The 17260-nt window shown below is 73.8% G+C and carries 17 protein-coding genes; 10 read left to right on the top strand and 7 right to left on the bottom strand.

From position 1 onward, the window contains the following. Position 1 precedes the first annotated feature (1 nt). A complete protein-coding gene (locus tag ACFYNO_RS19505) occupies positions 2-835 on the bottom strand; it encodes a GGDEF domain-containing protein (protein ID WP_388013389.1) in 834 nt (277 codons plus the stop codon). A 48-nt stretch (positions 836-883) separates the two neighbouring features. On the opposite strand from ACFYNO_RS19505, the gene ACFYNO_RS19500 reads away from it, so the two are divergent. After that, positions 884-1471: a 5-formyltetrahydrofolate cyclo-ligase gene (locus ACFYNO_RS19500; RefSeq protein WP_388013386.1), complete on the top strand. Its 588-nt coding sequence runs from the start codon at positions 884-886 to the stop codon at positions 1469-1471. Between the two features lie 15 nt (positions 1472-1486). Here the strand turns inward: ACFYNO_RS19500 and ACFYNO_RS19495 are convergent, their stop codons facing one another. Next, positions 1487-4225: a penicillin acylase family protein gene (locus ACFYNO_RS19495; protein WP_388013383.1), complete on the bottom strand. Its 2739-nt coding sequence runs from the start codon at positions 4223-4225 to the stop codon at positions 1487-1489. A gap of 270 nt (positions 4226-4495) precedes the next feature. On the opposite strand from ACFYNO_RS19495, the gene ACFYNO_RS19490 reads away from it, so the two are divergent. The 4 genes from ACFYNO_RS19490 to ACFYNO_RS19475 all read left to right on the top strand — a co-directional run bounded on the left by ACFYNO_RS19490 (position 4496) and on the right by ACFYNO_RS19475 (position 8508). Further along, on the top strand, positions 4496-5977 hold the full coding sequence (locus tag ACFYNO_RS19490) for a potassium/proton antiporter (RefSeq protein WP_388013381.1): 1482 nt from the start codon (positions 4496-4498) through the stop codon (positions 5975-5977). Positions 5978-6300: 323 nt separating this feature from the next. Beyond that, positions 6301-7608 carry an MFS transporter gene (locus ACFYNO_RS19485; protein WP_388013378.1) on the top strand — a complete coding sequence of 436 codons (1308 nt, stop codon included), beginning with the start codon at positions 6301-6303 and terminating at the stop codon, positions 7606-7608. Positions 7609-7691: 83 nt separating this feature from the next. Continuing rightward, positions 7692-8015: an FmdB family zinc ribbon protein gene (locus ACFYNO_RS19480; RefSeq protein WP_388013375.1), complete on the top strand. Its 324-nt coding sequence runs from the start codon at positions 7692-7694 to the stop codon at positions 8013-8015. 199 nt (positions 8016-8214) lie between these two features. Beyond that, positions 8215-8508: a hypothetical protein gene (locus tag ACFYNO_RS19475; protein WP_388013372.1), complete on the top strand. Its 294-nt coding sequence runs from the start codon at positions 8215-8217 to the stop codon at positions 8506-8508. 11 nt (positions 8509-8519) lie between these two features. Here ACFYNO_RS19475 and ACFYNO_RS19470 read toward each other — a convergent pair whose 3' ends face one another. Together ACFYNO_RS19470 and ACFYNO_RS19465 are read right to left on the bottom strand one after the other, a co-directional pair. Continuing rightward, complete coding sequence (locus ACFYNO_RS19470; RefSeq protein WP_388013369.1) at positions 8520-8720, bottom strand: hypothetical protein; 201 nt, start codon at positions 8718-8720, stop codon at positions 8520-8522. A gap of 72 nt (positions 8721-8792) precedes the next feature. Next, complete coding sequence (locus ACFYNO_RS19465; protein ID WP_388013366.1) at positions 8793-10421, bottom strand: protease pro-enzyme activation domain-containing protein; 1629 nt, start codon at positions 10419-10421, stop codon at positions 8793-8795. Between the two features lie 254 nt (positions 10422-10675). On the opposite strand from ACFYNO_RS19465, the gene ACFYNO_RS19460 reads away from it, so the two are divergent. Next, positions 10676-11380: an N-acyl homoserine lactonase family protein gene (locus ACFYNO_RS19460; protein WP_388013363.1), complete on the top strand. Its 705-nt coding sequence runs from the start codon at positions 10676-10678 to the stop codon at positions 11378-11380. Between the two features lie 19 nt (positions 11381-11399). Here ACFYNO_RS19460 and ACFYNO_RS19455 read toward each other — a convergent pair whose 3' ends face one another. Further along, positions 11400-11921 carry a YfbM family protein gene (locus ACFYNO_RS19455; protein WP_388013360.1) on the bottom strand — a complete coding sequence of 174 codons (522 nt, stop codon included), beginning with the start codon at positions 11919-11921 and terminating at the stop codon, positions 11400-11402. Positions 11922-12038: 117 nt separating this feature from the next. Here ACFYNO_RS19455 and ACFYNO_RS19450 point away from each other — a divergent pair, with 117 nt between their 5' ends. Beyond that, positions 12039-12794 carry a DUF899 family protein gene (locus tag ACFYNO_RS19450; protein ID WP_388013357.1) on the top strand — a complete coding sequence of 252 codons (756 nt, stop codon included), beginning with the start codon at positions 12039-12041 and terminating at the stop codon, positions 12792-12794. A 68-nt stretch (positions 12795-12862) separates the two neighbouring features. Here the strand turns inward: ACFYNO_RS19450 and ACFYNO_RS19445 are convergent, their stop codons facing one another. Beyond that, positions 12863-13546 (bottom strand): lytic transglycosylase domain-containing protein, encoded by a 684-nt coding sequence (locus ACFYNO_RS19445; protein ID WP_388013354.1) that lies wholly within the window; start codon positions 13544-13546, stop codon positions 12863-12865. On the opposite strand from ACFYNO_RS19445, the gene ACFYNO_RS19440 reads away from it, so the two are divergent. Next, positions 13518-13871 carry a hypothetical protein gene (locus ACFYNO_RS19440; protein WP_388013351.1) on the top strand — a complete coding sequence of 118 codons (354 nt, stop codon included), beginning with the start codon at positions 13518-13520 and terminating at the stop codon, positions 13869-13871. The genes ACFYNO_RS19445 and ACFYNO_RS19440 overlap by 29 nt on opposite strands. Positions 13872-14108: 237 nt before the next feature. Continuing rightward, positions 14109-14759 carry a VOC family protein gene (locus ACFYNO_RS19435; protein WP_388013348.1) on the top strand — a complete coding sequence of 217 codons (651 nt, stop codon included), beginning with the start codon at positions 14109-14111 and terminating at the stop codon, positions 14757-14759. On the opposite strand, the gene ACFYNO_RS19430 is transcribed toward ACFYNO_RS19435, so the two are convergent. Further along, positions 14753-16309 (bottom strand): SMI1/KNR4 family protein, encoded by a 1557-nt coding sequence (locus tag ACFYNO_RS19430; protein WP_388013345.1) that lies wholly within the window; start codon positions 16307-16309, stop codon positions 14753-14755. The genes ACFYNO_RS19435 and ACFYNO_RS19430 overlap by 7 nt on opposite strands. 318 nt (positions 16310-16627) lie before the next feature. Here ACFYNO_RS19430 and ACFYNO_RS19425 point away from each other — a divergent pair, with 318 nt between their 5' ends. Continuing rightward, on the top strand, positions 16628-17038 hold the full coding sequence (locus ACFYNO_RS19425; RefSeq protein ID WP_388013342.1) for an SgcJ/EcaC family oxidoreductase: 411 nt from the start codon (positions 16628-16630) through the stop codon (positions 17036-17038). Positions 17039-17260 lie beyond the last annotated feature (222 nt).

The raw sequence follows: 17260 nt of genomic DNA, 5'->3' as shown, positions 1-17260 counted from the left end.
GCTATGAACGAACCTCGCCGGCGACAGGGACGGCCGCGACACTTCGGGCAGTGCCGGGGTGGGCGAGGGGGCCCGGGCCGGCACAGGGCGACAGATTACCGTGCCTTTGCGAACCGGAATCCCTGCCGTGGGCGGCCGCCGACTGCCGCTTGGCCGCCGCCAGCGCCCGGTCGGCGGCCCGCAGCAGCGGAACCGGGTGCCCGCCGTCGGCCGGCAGCACCGCGATGCCGGCGCAGGCCCGCAGGCCGTTGCCGCCGGCCCGGGGCGGCTCGGCGGACCCGGGCCCGACCGGATCGACCCGCCAGTCCAGCAGCCGGTGCCGGCGCACCGCCCAGCAGAGCCGCTCCGCGACCTTGGCCGCCCCCGCCTCCCCGGTGTCCGGCAGCACCACCAGGAACCCGGTGCCGCCGCAGTGCCCCAGCACGTCGGTGCGGCGCACCTCCACGGTGAGCCGCTGCGCCAGGTCGCGCAGCACCGCCTGCGACCGGCTGCGGCCGTGCTCGGCGGTGACCGCCTCGAAGCCCTCGATCTCCAGCAGCACCACGGCCAGCTCCGGCGCCGCCTCGCCCGGCTTGGTGCGGCGCTGGCAGCGCTGCACCTCGCGCTCCAGGGTCTGCTGGAGGTGGCGCTGGTTCCAGACGCCGGTGAGCGGGTCGCGGGCGGCCGAGCGGCCCAGCTCCTCGCACTGCACCTGCAGCCGGACCAGCCGGCCGGTCAGCTCCCCGATCCGCAGCTCGGCGCTGTGCCGGGCCCGCTGCAGCCGGTGGGCGAGGAGCCCGCTGAGCCCGGCGAGCGGGGCGCTGAGCAGGGCGAGGGCCGGCACCAGGGACGACATGGGACTCCGTACTCCGCGGCGGAGGGTGGCTGGGGCAGGATCGGGTGCGTGTCAGACGATCTCTTGTACAACGACAAGGCCGCCCTGCGGTCACGGCTGCTGGCCGACCGGCGGGCGCTGTCACCCGGACAGCGGGCGGCGGCGGCCGAGGCGATCGCCGAACGGGCGCTGGAGCTGCTGCCGCCCGACGCGCTGGTGGCCGCCTACGTCTCGGTGGGCGCGGAGCCCGGCACCCGCCCGCTGCTGGAGCGGCTGCACGGGCGCGGGGCGCGGGTGCTGCTGCCGGTGCTGCTGCCCGACAACGACCTGGACTGGGCCGCCTACGAGGGCCCGCAGGCGCTCGCCCCGGCCGGGCGCGGGCTGCTGGAGCCGGTCGGCGAGCGGCTGGGCCCGGCGGCGGTGACGCGGGCCCGGGTGGTGCTGCTGCCCGGGCTGGCGGTGGACCGGCGCGGGCTGCGGCTGGGCCGCGGCGGCGGCTCCTACGACCGGGTGCTGGCCCGGCTGGCCGCGGCGGGCGCCGAGCCGCTGCTGGCCACCCTGCTCTACCCGGGCGAGCTGCTGGACCGGGTGCCGGCCGAGCCGCACGACCGCCCGGTGCACGCCGTGGTGACCCCGGACGGCGTGCACCGGTTCTGACGGCCGGTCACGGCGTCACGGCGTCAGGGTGAGCTTGTTCTTGGTCGCCTGGTCCACCGCGGCACCGGAGTACGCCCAGTTCAGCAGCTTGCCCTGGCGCCACAGCTCGGTCTGGTCGTCGTAGTTGTCGCTGAACGCGTGGCCGGACTCGCCGCCCACGTTGATCCAGTGCGAGGCGTTGAAGTCGCTCAGGTCGACCACCATCCGCATCGACGGGATCCAGTCCACGTCGTAGCCGGCCGCCGCGGTCCACCCGGTGGCGTCCACCGCCGCCGAGCCGCCGGACATCTGGTACGGGCCGCGGTTGAGCAGCTTGTGCACCAGGCCGGAGGCGATCGAGGAGTCGTCGGTGCCGAGCGTCTGCTCCTTGAGGGTCAGCTGGTGCAGCCGGCCCCAGCTCCAGGTGTTGATGTCCTTGCCGAGGTGGGCGGTGAGGTCCTGGCGGGCGTCCTTCATCGCCTCCTTCAGCAGGTTGTCCAGGCCGTGCTGCTGCACGTGGTTGGAGTCGATGTAGTCCCACCACGGGCTGTTCGGGTTGGCGAGCTGCTGGCGGACCACCTCCATCCAGCGGTCGCCGCCGTCCGGCTGGGCCTGGCCGGGCTTGCGGGAGCCGCACTGGGTGACGATCTTGGTCTCGCCGCCGAGCGAGCCGGCCGGCTGGTTGGCGTCCGCCTTCTGCTCGACCAGCAGGCAGTCGCCCTGGGCGCGCACCGAGGCCGGGAACTTCTGCCCGAAGGCCAGGGTGAGCAGCTGGCGCCAGACGCCGTTGTAGTAGGCGGCGGCGGCCGAGTCGGCGTCCTGGTTGTAGTTCCAGTCCTTCAGCAGGTTCTGCGCGTCCCGCACGTAGGGGTCGCCGATCTGCTCCTTGAGCAGCATCGGCACCAGGGTCTGGGCCATCACGCTGGTGTTGTCCAGCTGCATCGACTGCATGTCGTCGGGCGAGATCTTGCCGCCGTTGGCGAGCTTGCCGTTGATCTGGTCGGTGATCTCCCTGGCCCGGGTGCCGTACTCCCAGTCCTTGGTCAGCAGCGGCTTGTAGGACTGGTCGGCGACCGGCTGGTTGGCGGTGACGATGTAGCCGGACGGCGGGTCAAGCTCGTAGGGCAGCGACTTGAAGTCCAGGGTGCCGGTCCAGTTGTAGCCGGAGTCCCAGCCGGGGGCGGGGTAGGTGCCGTCGCCCTTGCCGCGGACCGGGATGGCGCCCGGGGCCTGGTAGCCGATGTGGCCCTGGGTGTCGGCGTAGATCAGGTTCTGCGCGGGGACGGCGAAGTCCCTGGCCGCGGTGCGGAAGCCGTTCCAGTCGGTGGCGCGGTCCAGCTCGAAGACCGCGTCCATGGTCTTGCCGGGGCTGAGCGCGGTCCACTTGAGGGCCACGCCGTAGCCGCTGGTGCCGCGGTCGGGGGCGGCGTTGCCGACCGGCGCGTAGGTGCCGACGTTCTGCTGCTCACTGCTCTGGTCGGAGATCAGCGGACCGTTGTTGGTGGTCCGCACGGTGATCACCCGGTCCGCTCCGCCGGCCACCTTGATGGTCTCCCGGCGGGTGGTGAACTGCTTGTCCTGACCGTCCACCAGGTAGCTGTTCGGGCCGGTGATCTTCTCCAGGTAGAGGTCGGCGACGTCGGCGCCGAGGTTGGTGAAGCCCCAGGAGACCGACTGGTTGTGGCCGATCACCACGCCGGGCATGCCGGCGAAGGTGAAGCCGGTGGTGTCGTACGGGCAGGCCGCGCTGACGGTGCGGCAGTGCAGGCCCATCTGGTACCAGACGCTGGGCAGGCCGGGGCCGAGGTGCGGGTCGTTGGCCAGCAGCGGCTTGCCGGTGGTGGTGTGGCTGCCGGCCACCACCCAGGAGTTGGAGCCGATGCCCTGGCCCTGCGGGCCGAGCAGTTGCGGCAGCGCGGCGATCCGGCCGGACAGGTCGGTCAGGCCCGCGGTGACGGCGGTGCCCTGCTGGGTGCCGGCGGCGCTCTGGGTGGCCACGGTGCCGGCCACCGGGCCGGGCGGCTGGAAGATGCCGTTGGTGCCGAGCGAGCCGCCCTGCACGATCACCGGGTTCCGGTCGTACGGGTAGGAGGGGTAGAGCTGGGCCAGCTGGTCCTGGCTGAAGTCCTGGCTGAGCAGCGCCCGGTCGATCTCCTCCTGCACGTTGCCGGAGAGGTTCCAGGCCATCGCCTTGAGCCAGGCCACCGAGTCCACCGGGGTCCACGGCTCGGGCTTGTAGCCGCTGTTGACGGTGCCGAGCAGCGCGTACTCCAGCGAGGCGCTGGCCCCGCCGGGGTGCTTGGAGAGCCAGGCGTTGACCCCGTCCGCGTAGGCCTGGAGGTACTTCTTGGTGTCCGGGTTCAGCTGGGTGTCGTACTCCTGCTGCGCCACGTCGCGCCAGCCCATGGTGCGGATGAAGGCGTCGGTGTCCACCTGGCCGGAGCCGAACATCTCGGAGAGCCGGCCGGCGGTGATGTGCCGGCGCACGTCCATCTCCCAGAACCGGTCCTGGGCCTGCACGAAGCCCTGGGCCTTGAACAGGTCCTCGGGGGTGTTGGCGTAGACCTGCGGAATCCCCTGGGCGTCCCGCTTGACGTCCACCGCCGCGGACAGCCCCGACACCTGCACCGTCCCGCTGAGCTGCGGGAACGAGGCACGCACGGTGTTCACGGCGTACCAGCCGCCGGCACCCGCGCCGGCCACCAGGAGCACGACCAGAACGAGCAAGAGCAGTCGGGCGCGCCGGAACTTCTTCGAGCGGGGCGAGCGGGGCATCTCGGTCCTAGGTGCGGGGAGTGGAGCAACTGACCCCACGGACCCTACCCGGCGAGGCTGAGCCGCTTTGCCCGGGTTGGCTCGCACCCGCTGCCGTGCTGACCCCGCGTGAGGACGCATGCAAAGATCGGGTAAAATGTTAGCACTGGTAACGATTCACCAGCTGATCTTGTGTCATTCTGCCCGCCCGCACCCGGGTCACCGCCGACCCGTCCGAGTGCCGCCCCGGTGACCCCTCCCCGCCCATCAGAGACGTCGAGGTGCCCCTGCGTGACCGTTGACCACCTGAACAAGTTGCTGCTGGAGTTCTCCGCGATCCTGCTGGTCGCGGTGGTCGCGGTGCGCCTGGCCACCAGGTCGGGCCTGCCCAGCCTGCTGCTCTACCTCGGCATCGGGGTGGCGATCGGCCAGAACGGACTCGGCGTCACCTTCAACAACGCCGAGCTGACCCAGGTGCTCGGCTACGCGGCCCTGGTGGTGATCCTGGCCGAGGGCGGGCTGAAGACCAACTGGCAGGAGATCAAGCCGGTGGTGCCGGCCGCCACCGTGCTGGCCACGGTGGGCGTCGGGATCAGCGTCTTCGTCACCGCGGCCGGCGCCCACCTGCTGGTCGGGCTGGACTGGCGACTCTCGCTGCTGCTCGGCGCGGTGGTCTCCTCCACCGACGCGGCCGCGGTCTTCTCGGTGCTGCGCACCGTGCCGCTGCCCTCCCGGCTGAGCGGCCTGCTGGAGGCCGAGTCCGGCTTCAACGACGCGCCGGTGGTGATCCTGGTGGTCGCCTTCGCCACCACCGGGCCGCTGGACTCCTGGTACGTGCTGGTCGGCACCATCGTGATGGAGCTGGCGATCGGCGCCGCGGTCGGCCTGGCCGTCGGCAGGCTGGGCGCCTACGGGCTGCGGCAGATCGCGCTGCCCGCCTCCGGCCTCTACCCGATCGCCGTGCTGGCGCTGGCCTCGCTCGCCTACGCGGGCGGTGCGCTGCTGCACGGCTCCGGCTTCCTCGCCGTCTACATCTGCTCGGTGCTGCTCGGCAACGCCAAGCTGCCGCACGGCCCGGCGGTGCGCGGCTTCGCGGACGGGCTGGCCTGGATCGGGCAGATCGGCATGTTCGTGCTGCTCGGCCTGCTCTGCACACCCGCCACCATGGGCTCCGCGGTGGTGCCGGCGCTGGTGATCGGGCTGGTGCTGGTGCTGCTGGCCCGGCCGCTCTCGGTGCTGCTCACCCTCACCCCGTTCCGGCTGCCCTGGCGCGAGCAGGCGCTGCTCAGCTGGGCCGGGCTGCGCGGGGCGGTGCCGATCGTGCTGGCCACCATCCCGCTGGTCTCCGGCATGCCGCACGCCCGGGACGGCTTCAACATCGTCTTCGTGCTGGTGGTCGTCTTCACCCTGGTGCAGGGCCCGACGCTGCCCTGGCTGGCCCGCCGGCTGCGGATCGGCGAGGGCGCGCTCGGGCAGGACCTGGGCATCGAGTCGGCCCCGCTGGAGCACCTGCACGGGCGGCTGCTCTCGGTGACGCTCTCCGCCGAGTCCCGGATATCCGGCGTCGAGGTGAGCGAGCTGCGGCTGCCCGCGGGGGCAGCCGTGACCCTGGTGGTGCGGGCGGAGAGCAGCTTCGTGCCGGACAAGGCGACGGTGCTGCGGGCCGGCGACGAGCTGCTGGTGGTCACCACGGACGCGGCGGGCGAGGCCACCGAGCAGCGGCTGCGCGCGGTGGACCGCGGCGGCAAGCTGGCGGGCTGGCTGCACGCCTGAGGTCGGGAGCCGGTGGGACGGGTGGGACGGAATTCACGGGATGTACTCGTGGATTCCAAGGCCTTTCCCGCCCGTACCCCTAGTAACATGGTCTCCGATCTACCAACACTTGCACTTTCTGCCTGATGCAGAGTTGGCGCGACCGCTCGGCGGCCGTGGCCCGCTCCGCGGCCCCGCTTCCAGAGCCCCTGTTCCACTGGGGGACGGCCGCCGAACGGACCCGGTATCAACCCCGGTCCACGCGCGAGAGGACGACTCTCGGCGCCGTCCCGGGGCTCACCCTCGCCCCGGCGGGCGCTACCAGGCAGCAGGAAGGACCGACCGTGGCGGCCCGCCCGACGGTCGACGACACCCCCACCACCGCGCCCCCGGCGCGGATCGGCTACCCCGCACTGCTGCGCACCCCCGGTGCCTGGCGGTTCCTGACCCCCGCCTTCGTGGCCCGGCTCCCGTACGCGATGCTCAGCATGGGCATCGCGCTGCTGGTGCTGGACACCGACGGCTCCTACGGCATCGCCGGTGCCGTCGCGGCCACCGCCGCCACCGCCCAGGCCGTGGTCGGCCCGCTGACCGGGCGGCTCGCCGACCGGATCGGCCAGGCCCCCGTGCTGGTGCCGGTGGTGCTGGTGCACGCCGTCTCGGTCGGCCTGCTGATCGCACTGGCGCTCGGGCACGCGCCGGCCTGGACGCTCTTCCTGGCCGCCGCGCCGGCCGGAGCCAGCGTGCCGCAGATCGGCGCGATGGTCCGGTCCCGCTGGCTGACCCGGCTCTCCGACCGGCCGGCCCACCTGGGCACCGCCTTCGCCTTCGAGTCGGTCACCGACGAGCTGACCTTCGTGGTCGGACCGGTGCTGGCGGGCGCCATCGCGAGCACCGTCGCACCGGCCGCCGCGCTGATCACCGAGGCCGCGCTGACCGTGGCCGGCGGCCTGCTCTTCGCCGCCCAGCGGGCCAGTGCGCCGGTGGTCCGGCGCGCCGCCGGGGCCGGCGCCCGGCCGGCCTCGGCGCTGGTCTCGCCCGGGGTGCGGCTGCTGGCGGGCTGCTTCCTGGGCGTCGGCACGGTCTTCGGCGGGATGCAGGTCTCGGTCATCGCCTTCGCCGAGCAGGCCGGCCAGGGCGGCCTGTCGGGCGTGGTCTACGGCGTCTTCGCCGGCGGCTCGATGCTCGCCGGGGTGGCCTACGGCATGGCGAACTGGCGGCGCTCCGCCCAGCAGCGGCTGCTGGTCAGCTACGCGCTGCTGGTGCTGGGCTGCTCGGTGCTCTGGGCGATGCCGAACCTGACCGCGCTGGCGGTGGCCGGGCTGGTCTGCGGGCTGGCCATCGCGCCCACCCTGATCAGCGGCTACACGCTGGTCGAGACGCTGGCCCCGGAGGGTGCCAAGACCGAGGCGTTCACCTGGCTGACCGGGGCGATCGGGCTCGGGCTGGCGATCGGCTCGACCGTGGCCGGGCAGCTGATCGACCGGTCCGGGCCGTCGCTGGGCTTCCTGGTGCCGGTGGCCGGCGCCGGGGCCGGGCTGGTGGCACTGGTCACGATGCGGCGGCTGCTCACCGCCAGGGGGTCCGCGGGCCGTACCGTTGCCAGGGGCGGGAGCACGGCTCCCGCGCTGGCAGGGTCGGCGGTTGACTGACCACGCTGGACTGATTCGGCGGAATGCCGCATCATGGACCGTCGTTAGCACTCATCAGCCGAGAGTGCCAGGAGGAAGACACAGTGCCCACGTACCAGTACCAGTGCACCGAGTGCGGCAACGGCCTCGAGGTGGTGCAGAAGTTCACCGATGACGCGCTGACCGTATGCCCGCAGTGCCAGGGGAAGCTGCGCAAGGTCTTCTCCGCGGTGGGCGTTGTCTTCAAGGGCTCGGGGTTCTACCGGACCGACAGCCGCTCCTCGTCCAGCAGCACGGTGGGGTCGGCCTCGTCCTCCTCCGCCGGCTCGGCCGCGCCCTCGGGCTCCTCCTCGACCGCTTCGTCGGCCCCCTCCTCGTCCTCGTCGTCCACCTCGAGCTCGTCCTCGACGTCGACCTCCGCGAGCTGAGGCTTCCGCGGGCCGGGGCTTTCACGAGCCGAGGCTTCCGCAGCAGTCGCCATTCGTCGCCGAAGGCCTCCCGGGTCCGCCCGGGAGGCCTTCGCGTTTCTGCGGTTGTCACTCGTCGGGGTTGTCCACAGCCCCGGGGTTGTCCACAGGTTCCGGGTTCCCGCTTCCCGCTCCGGCGGCCGGCCCCGACGCTGGGGCCATGAACGCGACCAGCACTCCCCGTCACCGCCGTACCCACCAGCGTCCGCCGGCTCCGCTGCCCGGCCCGCTGCCGCCGCGCCGCCCGGTGCCCGAGTTCCGGCCCATCCGCCGGGGCGGCGGCGGGCGCCACCGGCTGCGACAGGCCGTGCCGCACCGCCCGGGTGCGGTGCTCGCCGGCCTGCTGCTGTGCACCACCGCCGCGCTGGCGGCCGACCCGCTCTCCGCGGTGCTGCCGGCCCCGCCGCCGTTGCGCTGCGCCACCGCCCCGCCGGGCCGGCCGGGTGCGCCGTGAGGGCGCCGCGCTCAGCCGTGGTGCGGCGGCCGCTGGCTCAGGTACCAGTCCAGGCCCCGGCCGCCGGCGGACTCGCCCCAGGCGGCGTCGGTGTCGTCGCTGGTCTGCTGCGCCAGCGGATCGGTGAAGACGATCTTCGCCGCGGCCGGCTCGGCCTTCGCCTGCTCCGGCGCCTGTTCCTGCTGTGCCTGTTCGGCTCGCTGCTCGGTCATCCGTCCAGGGTAGGACGGCCGCCGGGGGCCGGGCGACGGCCCGGCCCCCGGCGGGGGCGGTGTGCGGCGGGGTCAGCCCAGGGCGGCGGTCAGGAAGCCCGCGCCGTTGTAGGAGCCCCAGCCGGTGACCTTGTCGTAGCCGGTCGCCGCGCTGTAGGCGCCGTTGCTGCCGGACTTCACGTCGTGGAAGGCCGAGGCGTAGGCGGAGGAGCCGGCCAGCGAGTAGATCCGGCTGTTGGCGAAGCCGAAGCCGGCCTTGCCCTTGGCGCTCGCCGCGGAGTTGAAGTCGGCCGCGAAGGCGGCCCAGTTCGGCGCCGCCGCGCTGGTGCCGCCGAACTCGTACCAGGCGCCCTGGGTGTAGATCGCCCAGCCGCTGGCCGGGTCGGCGTCGGCGGCCACGTCCGGCACGGTGCGCTTGGCGCCGCTGTTCACCGGCGACTGGAAGCTCGGGGTGGCGAAGGAGGAGGAGATGCCGCCGCCGCTGCCCGACCAGGCGGTCTCCTTGCCGTAGGCGCCGCCGGAGAGGGTCAGCGTGGTGCCGCCGGTGCCGGTGGTCCACGGATCGGCGGCCGGGAAGTCGACCGAGGTGCCGCCGTTGCCCGCGTCGTCCGAGCCGCTGTCGCCGGAGGCGGCGAAGACGGACTGCCCCTGCGCCGCCGCCTCCTTGAGGTCGGTGTCGACGGCGGTGCGGTTGCTCGCGGTCTCGCCGGACTCGTAGATGCCCCAGCTGATCGAGACCACCGGCACGTCGTCGCTGACCAGCTTGGCGTAGACCGCGGTCTCCCCGGCGTCGCTGTTCGGGGCCTCGTAGACCTTGATGGCGGCACCGGGGGCCAGCGCCTGGACCACCTCGATGTCCAGCTCCACCTCGTCCTGGCCGGAGAGGTCGGTGGTGCCGCCGCCGGCCGCCACCACGCTCGGGGTGCCCGCCGAGAGGCCGTAGTACTTGTCGTAGGCGTTGATGTTGGACTGCTGGAAGGCCGAGAACTCCAGCAGGCCGACGGTGCTGCCCTTGCCGTTGGCGCCCCCGCTGATCGTGGAGGCGAGGTTGTAGGCGGCCCGGGCGGTGGTCGGGTTCAGGCCGGTCGGGGCCTTGGGCGAGGCGTTCGGGCGGGCGGTGGCGAAGTGCTGGTACTTGGCGTAGTCGTTCAGCCCGGAGACGTCGGTGACCACGCTCGCGATGTCGGCGGGCAGCACCGGGGCCGCGGTGTTGGCGAAGTAGGCGTGGCCGTCCTGACCGTCCCGGTAGGTGGCCAGGGTGGTGCCGAAGGCCCGCTGCACCTGGGCGGCGGTGCCGCTGGCCTCGATGGTGAGCCGGTTGGCGGTCACCTCGCCCACCTGCAGCCCCTGGGCCTTCAGGTAGCCGCTGACCCTGGCCACCGTCGCGGGGTCGGCGCCGAACCGGTCGGCGAACTGGTCCACCGTCAGGTAGTGCTGGTACTGCGCCGAGGCGGGGTCGGTCACCTGGGCGAGGAACCGGTCGAGCCCGGCCGGGTCGCGCTGGGCGAGCCCGACGGCCACGGATATCCGCTGGTCGGCCGCGACTTCGCCGGTCCGGGCGGAGTGTCCGACGGCCGCGACCACATCGCCCCGCACCGCGGCGGTGGCGGGCGCGGCGGCGAACGCGGGGGTGGCGGCGAGGGCGATGACGGGCAGCGGGGCGGCCAGCAGGCCGATGATCGGACGGATGCGGGACTTCACCGGGATCCTCCAGGATCGGGGAGTGAGAAGCCGTCCCACGGCGGCGAGTTGCTCGGCACTCGGCGCGGCGGGGAGCGGCCCGGGGTTGGATGCCCCAACCGTAGATTTGTCGAGCCACCGTCAAAAGAGGGGTATCCCCTGCACCTCGGATGTCAGCGCGGTGTCCTCCGGTGTCGCCCCGCGTCGGCCCTCCCCTCCGCCGGGAATCCGCGCACTCCTCCCCCGGCCGGCCGACGCCGGGTCAGAATGGTCGGATGGGAACCAACGCCGCCGTGCACCGGCTCGACCTCGGATACTTCATCCGCCCCGGCTCCGAGACGGCGGACGGCCGGCCCCGGGTCGAGCCCGTGCTCGGCTACGCGGTGCGCCACGAGGCCGGCCTGCTGCTCTTCGACACCGGCCTCGGCGATGCCGGCGCCGAGACCGAGGCCCACTACCGGCCCCACCGGCGTCCGCTCGCTGCCGCCCTGGCCGCGATCGGCGCCGACCCGGCCGAGGTCGCGCTGGTGGTCAACTGCCACCTGCACTTCGACCACTGCGGCGGCAACCCGCTGCTGGCCGGCGTGCCCGTCCTGGTGCAGTCCACCGAGCTGGCCGCCGCCCGGCAGGAGGGCTACACCGTCCCCGAGCTGGTCGACTTCCCCGGCGTGCGGTACCAGGAGCTCACCGGTGAGGCCGAGGTCTGGCCGGGCGTCCGCATCCTCCCCACGCCGGGCCACACGGACGGCCACCAGTCCCTGGTGGTCGAGCGCCGCGACGGCACCGTCGTCCTGGCCGGGCAGGCCCATGACCTCGCCTCGCACTACGCCGCCGACCAGTTGGCCCGCCGCGCCCGGCTGGACGGCCTGCCGGAACCCCTCCCCGGCTACCTCCCCTGGCTCGACCGCCTGGCCGAGTTCGACCCGCGCCGGGTCCTCTTCGCCCATGACGCCTCGGTCTGGGAGCCGCTGGGCGCCTGACGGACCGTCGTCCGGCGGCTCAGGAGATCCAGAGCAGCATCGCGTGCCCGTCCCGGGCCGCCGCCGCGAAGTAGCCGGTCAGCGCCCGGTAGTGCTCCAGCGCGTAGCGCAGCATCTCGGCGGTCTCGCTCGGGCCGCTCGACGGGTAGAGCTCCGCCGCGGGCAGCTCCGCGTCGGTGACGCCCGCCACCAGCCGCTCGCCCGGCAGGGCGGCGAGGGCCGCCGCCGCGGTCGCCACCTGCTCCGGCGTCAGGTAGCCGGGCGGGCCGTACCCCCAGTCATCGGCGCCCGGGAGCCCCGCCTCGCCGTTCACGATGTCGAGCGGGAACCCCGCCCGCTCCAGCAGCCAGTGCAGCAGGCCCCAGGCCTTGTCGGTGTCGAGGCAGCGCGGCTGCCCGGCCGCGGGGCCGTCCGGGTCCGCATCCGCCTGCGGGTCGGTTTCCATCAGCTCGTGGACGTACTCCGAGGCCCACTGCGGGTCCTGGAAGGCGCGCGCCAACTCCCCGGGCGTCAGCCGGGCGTATTCACCGATCATGCTCATCACCCGGACGGTAGCCGCACCGACCGACATTCCCCGTGCGCCACCGGTGAGTTCCGGGCGCGCCGATCGTCCATCCGTCGAGATCCCGCCGCAGGACCGAAGCCGAAGGAGCCGAGCATGACCGCGACACCGCCGATCGTCGACCGGGAGACCTGGCAGCGCCAGGTGGACGCCCTGCGGGCCCGGGAGAAGGCGCACACCCGGGAGGGTGACGCGATCGCGGCCGCCCGCCGGCGGCTGCCGATGGTCGAGGTCGACCCGGCGACGCCGCTGGTCGGCGCGGCGGGCGAACTGCCGCTGATCGAGGCCTTCGAGGGCCGGCCACAGCTCTTCGCCTCGTTCCACATGTGGCACCGGGGCCGCAGCGCCGCCGACCAGTGCGAGGGGTGCACCTTCAACTCCGGCGCGGTGCTGGAGCTCTCCTACCTGCACTCGCGCGGGGTCGGCTTCGCGGTGTTCTGCCAGGGCCCGTACCCGGAGTCGGCCCGGTACCGCGCGTTCATGGACTGGCCGATGCCCTGGTACTCGGTGCCCGAGGGGTCGGTGGACCGGCTCGTCGCCGGGCGCCACTTCGGCATGAAGGTCTGCTACCTGCGCGAGGGCGACCGGGTCTTCGAGACCTACTGGACCACCGCCCGCGGCTGCGAGGTGATGGGCAGCAGCTACGGGATGCTCGATCTGACGGTCTACGGGCGCCAGGAGGGCTGGGAGGACTCCCCCGCGGGCTGGCCGCAGCCCTTCGGCACCGGTCCCGGCGAGCCGTTCCGCACCGGCGGCCGCCCGATCTCGCAGTGGCCCCGGCTCGCGGCCGGCCGCTCCGACGACCTGGGCACCGACCCCGAGACCGGGTCCGGCGGCGGCTGCTGCCACTGAGCGCCGACCGCGGGCGGGCGGCGGCGCTCAGTGCCGGCAGCCGCCGCTCACCCGCTCCGGGGCAGCCGTCAGCCGGTCTTCACCTGGCACGGGCAACTCGCCATCAGCGCCTTGACGTTGTTGACGTAGCTCGGGTTGGGGATCACCTCGGTGCCGACCACGGCGCCGCTGGTCGGGTCGGTCGCGGTGGTGTAGTGCACCGAGCCCGCGCCGGCGTTGTAGGCGGCGATCACCAGGTCGAGCAGCGGGGTCTTGCCGGTCACCGGGTCGGGCGAGAGGTCGTACTTTCCGCCGAACGAGGAGTCGCCATAGTAGGCGACCAGTTCGTCGAGCAGTTCCGCGCCCAGGTCGGTGTTGCCCGCCAGGGTGTTCACGTCGTTGCTGGTGCCGAACTTGCCGTTCATCCAGGTCGCCGTGGCGGGCATGATCTGCATGGTGCCGATGCCCTTGTCGCAGGCCAGGATCGCCGACTGCCAACCGCTCTCCTGCCAGGCGATGGCCTTGACCAGGCTGACCGGCAGCGGCGGCATGGTGTCGGTGCCGCCGCTGCCCAGGTGGAGCGTGCGGGTCTTGCCCGCGGCGGCGGCGAGCGCGGCGGAGACGTCCGCGGTGCTCGCATTGGTGCCGGTGAAGGTCGGCTGGCAGCTGGCCGGCGCCGGAGCGGGCGGCGGCGGGGGCGGCGGCGCGACCGGCCCGGGCTTGGGGGTCGGCGGGGGCGGCGCGGTGGCCGCCTGCGGCTGGGCGCTGGGCACGCTCGGCGCCGTACTCGGCTGCCCGCCGCCGGTGCCCGCCGGCGTGGTCGGGGCTCCGGCCGGGCGGCTCGGGCTCGCCGAGGCCGAGCGCGTGGGGCCGGCACTGCGCGAGGGCGAGGCGGAGGCGGACCGCGAAGCGGAGGCCGAGGCCGACGGCGACGCCGAGAGGGAGGCCGAGGCGGAGGGCGACGGGGAGCCGGAGGCGGACGCCGCCGCGCTGGGCGAGGCGGTCACCGCCCCGTCCAGCGCGGCGGCCGAGGCCGGCGCGTCCGCGACCGTCACCCGGGTCGGCCCGCCGTTCCCGCCGCTGCCGGAGAGGGCGTAGGCGCTGCCCCCACCGACCACGGCCAGCGCCAGCAGGCCGCCGGCCGCCACCTTCTGTCCCTTGGTGATCCGCATGGTCCCCCCGTTACTCGAAAAAGTCGGTTCAGCCTACCCACGGGTTCTCCGCGATCTTCAAGAGCCTGTCCACAGCCCGCTGCCGTTCTGCCGGCCAGCCCGTCGCGCCAACCGGTCAGGAATCGAGAAGCAGTGGTCAGCGCCCCCGAAATACCTTGAGGACATGGCACTCATCGACTCCATCACCCTCGAGGTGGCCGACCTCTCGGCCGCCGCCCGCTTCTACTCCGCCGCCTTCGGCCTGGACTGCGACTCCCCCTCCGCCCCGCTGCACCTGCGGGCCGCCGCCGAGCCGACCGCCGGCTTCCGCGGCTACACCCTCTCGCTCACCGTGGCCCAGCCCGCCGACGCCAACGCCTACCTGAACGGCGCGATCGAGGCCGGCGCCACCGTGCTGAAGCCCGCGAGCAAGTCGCTCTGGGGCTACGGCGGCACCGTGCAGGCCCCGGACGGCGCGATCTGGAAGGTCGCCACCTCCAACAAGAAGGACACCGCCCCGGCGGCCCGCCGGTTCGACGCCATGGTGCTGCTGCTCGGTGTGGAGGACGTCACCGCCACCAAGACGTTCTACCTGGACCACGGGCTCACCGTGGCCAAGAGCTTCGGCCGCAAGTACGTCGAGTTCGAGGCCGGCGACGGCCCGGTCAAGCTCGGCCTCTACCAGCGCCGCGCGCTCGCCAAGGACGCGGGCGTCGCCCCCGAGGGCAGCGGTTCGCACCGGCTGGCGATCACCGGTACCACCGGCGCCTTCACCGACCCGGACGGCTTCGCCTGGCTGGCCGCCGCACCGGCACTGGCGCACCCTGCTCAGTAGGTCAGCGCCCGGTGCTCCGGCAGGTAGCCGTACCGGCCGCCCGCCAGCGCGTCGGCGAACTCGCGCAGCAGGCCGAGCCAGTTCTCGGCCTTCACCCGCACGGACTGCGCGATCCCCTGGTCCACGTGGATCACCTGCCCGCGCACCCCGGCCGGGCCCGGATCGAGGTCCAGCGCGATGATCGACCCGTCCGGCTCGTAGGAGATCTCCAGCCAGCCGGCCCGCCAGTCGTCGTCGGTCCAGCGGACCTCCCCGGTCGCCTCCTCCCAGCCCCGCCCCTGCCCGATCCCGTCCGGCTCCTCGGCCGACTGCCCCGGGCGCGCCGACAGCGTCATCAGGTCGTCGTGCTCGATGTCGAACCCGGCGGCCCCGCCGAACCCGACGCTGCGGTGCCGGGCGCAGGAGGCGGCGAAGTCCACGGGCAGGCGCATGCCCAACCTCCCTTCCAGCTCGGCGATCTCCGCCGCCGTCGCCGGTCCGCCCAGCTGCTCCAGCACGCCCGGGGCCTGCTGGGCCAACTGGTCCTCGATCCGCTGCCAGACCCGGGCCACCTCGGCCCGCAGTTGGCCGTCCGTCAGCTGCCGGCGCCCGCCCGGCCCGGCACCGCGGAGCCGGGACCGCTCCAGCCACTCCTCCGCCGCCGCGCGCTCGGCCTCGCCGAACTCGCGGATCCTGGTCGCCGCCCGCCGTCTGATGGCGAGCTGCGCCGTCTCGTCCCGGACCAACGCCCAGAGGGAGGCCAGTACTTCGTCACTGCACTGCGGCCCGGCCGCCCGCACCGCGCTCACCGCGTCCTGCCAGGCGGCGGCATCGGTGCCGATGAAGGTCCAGCTGTCGTACCGCATCGAGGTGATCGCCACGTGCACGGCGTTCGCCAGCTGCGCCGGGTCGAGCGCGGTCAGCGGGTTGGCGAGCAGGCCGAGCGCCCAGCCGCGCTCCAACAGGCCGTCCAGGGCGGCACGGACCTCCCGGTGCTGCTCGGCGGGCAGCCGGACCAGGTAGCGGGCGGCGACCCGGGCGGTGTGGATGTCCTGCTGCCCGTACCCGGCCAGCCTGGCCACCGCCTGCCGCCCCTGCTCCGGCCCGAGCCCGGCATAGGGGGCGGCCGCCACGAAGGCCTCGTTGATCTCGGCGCGGGCGTACTCGGCCTCCGCCACCGGGAGCCAGCTGCGGTCCAGGTGGGCGAGGGTGATCAGGCCGCAGACCCGCTCCCAGGGCTCCGGCGTCTCGACCAGCGCGGGATCGGCGGCCACCAGCGGATCGCTCCGCCGGTCCGCGAGGTAGCCGGCGATCCTGGCCTGCGCCTGGGCCACCTGCTCCGGCGCGAGCCTCACCAGCGCCTGCGCCACGGCGGGCCGGGTGAGCAGGTCGTGGTCGAGCAGGTGCAGCAGCACCCGGCGCACCAGCGCCCGCCCGTCGGCGTCCCCGACCGGCACCTCCCAGGCGGCGTCCACCACCCTGGCCAGCACCTCCTCCGCCCGCCCGGCGGCCCCCTCCGGGCCGACCAGCAGGGGCACGGGGCACTCCGGACAGTCCGGTCGCGCGTTCATGGCGAGCCCACCTCTTGTCTCTCGGTCCTGGTCCGCGGATCCTGCCGCACCGCGCCGACAGGGTCGGTCGCGCTGGGTCACTCTGGGGATACGGGGCCGGGTGCGGGGACCGTTCAAGGGGCGCGGGATGCGCACGGGATGGCCACGAATCCACCGAACTCTCTCCTGACACTCCGTCAGTCCTTCTTCTCACCAGGCAGCTTGGCGACCCTCCGAAACCTCTCCCGCCGAGCGCGATGAGTTCCCGCTCCGCCGCCGGTACGTACTCCCGAGAGCTCGCCGGAAGACCTCGGCGGCCCGATCACGAGGGAGAGTCCGATGTCAGACAGTCGTGCGGCAGACGTGACCGCGATCCAGGCCGTGCTGGCCGACTCCTACCGGGCCTGGGACGGCGGCGATGCCACGGCCATGGTCGCCGACTACACCGAGGACGCGACCGTCCTCATGCCCGGCACCTACCACCCCGACCGCGAGGCGATCCGCGCCGGCATGGCGGCGGCCTTCGCCGGCCCGCTCAAGGGCACCTCGACGTCCAACGAGCGGATCAGCCTCCGCTTCCTCGGCGCCGACGCGGCGATCGCCCTCATCGAGTCCGGCATCCTGTTCCCCGGCGAGACCGAGGTCCCGGCCGAGCGCAGGGTGAACGCGAGCTGGGTGTTCGAGAAGCGCGACGGCCGCTGGCTGGTCGCGGCGTACCAGAACTGCCCGGTCCTGACGCCCGGCCAGTGAGCCCCCGGACCGCAGAGGGCTGAGCCGGTCGGCGGAAGTCGGCGGGGTCGACTTCGAGGGTCTGCGGTCGGGGTGATGAGGGTGGTGGCGTGGGGCCGACCTGATCGAGGGCCCCCCCCCCCCCCACACAGTGCGCCAGAGCCCCCAGTAACGCCAACCCCACGCCCGGCGCCAACCCCACCAAGTCGGCGCCCGCCCAGGCCCCGCGCAGCGGCGGCCACG

Source organism: Kitasatospora sp. NPDC006697 (genome assembly GCF_042869935.1).
Taxonomy (GTDB): Bacteria; Actinomycetota; Actinomycetes; order Streptomycetales; family Streptomycetaceae; genus Kitasatospora.
Note: the sequence above shows the minus strand (reverse complement) of the source record. Positions and strands in the feature narration are given on the sequence as shown.

Excerpts from the sequence above, each read along its gene's own strand:
- ACFYNO_RS19470 (WP_388013369.1), bottom strand. The coding sequence starts at position 8,720 with ATGACCGAGCAGCGAGCCGAACAGGCACAGCAGGAACAGGCGCCGGAG.
- ACFYNO_RS19460 (WP_388013363.1), top strand. The coding sequence starts at position 10,676 with ATGGGAACCAACGCCGCCGTGCACCGGCTCGACCTCGGATACTTCATC.
- ACFYNO_RS19425 (WP_388013342.1), top strand. The coding sequence starts at position 16,628 with ATGTCAGACAGTCGTGCGGCAGACGTGACCGCGATCCAGGCCGTGCTG.
- ACFYNO_RS19430 (WP_388013345.1), bottom strand. The coding sequence starts at position 16,309 with ATGAACGCGCGACCGGACTGTCCGGAGTGCCCCGTGCCCCTGCTGGTC.
- ACFYNO_RS19475 (WP_388013372.1), top strand. The coding sequence starts at position 8,215 with ATGAACGCGACCAGCACTCCCCGTCACCGCCGTACCCACCAGCGTCCG.
- ACFYNO_RS19450 (WP_388013357.1), top strand. The coding sequence starts at position 12,039 with ATGACCGCGACACCGCCGATCGTCGACCGGGAGACCTGGCAGCGCCAG.
- ACFYNO_RS19495 (WP_388013383.1), bottom strand. The coding sequence starts at position 4,225 with ATGCCCCGCTCGCCCCGCTCGAAGAAGTTCCGGCGCGCCCGACTGCTC.
- ACFYNO_RS19505 (WP_388013389.1), bottom strand. The coding sequence starts at position 835 with ATGTCGTCCCTGGTGCCGGCCCTCGCCCTGCTCAGCGCCCCGCTCGCC.
- ACFYNO_RS19435 (WP_388013348.1), top strand. The coding sequence starts at position 14,109 with ATGGCACTCATCGACTCCATCACCCTCGAGGTGGCCGACCTCTCGGCC.
- ACFYNO_RS19455 (WP_388013360.1), bottom strand. The coding sequence starts at position 11,921 with ATGAGCATGATCGGTGAATACGCCCGGCTGACGCCCGGGGAGTTGGCG.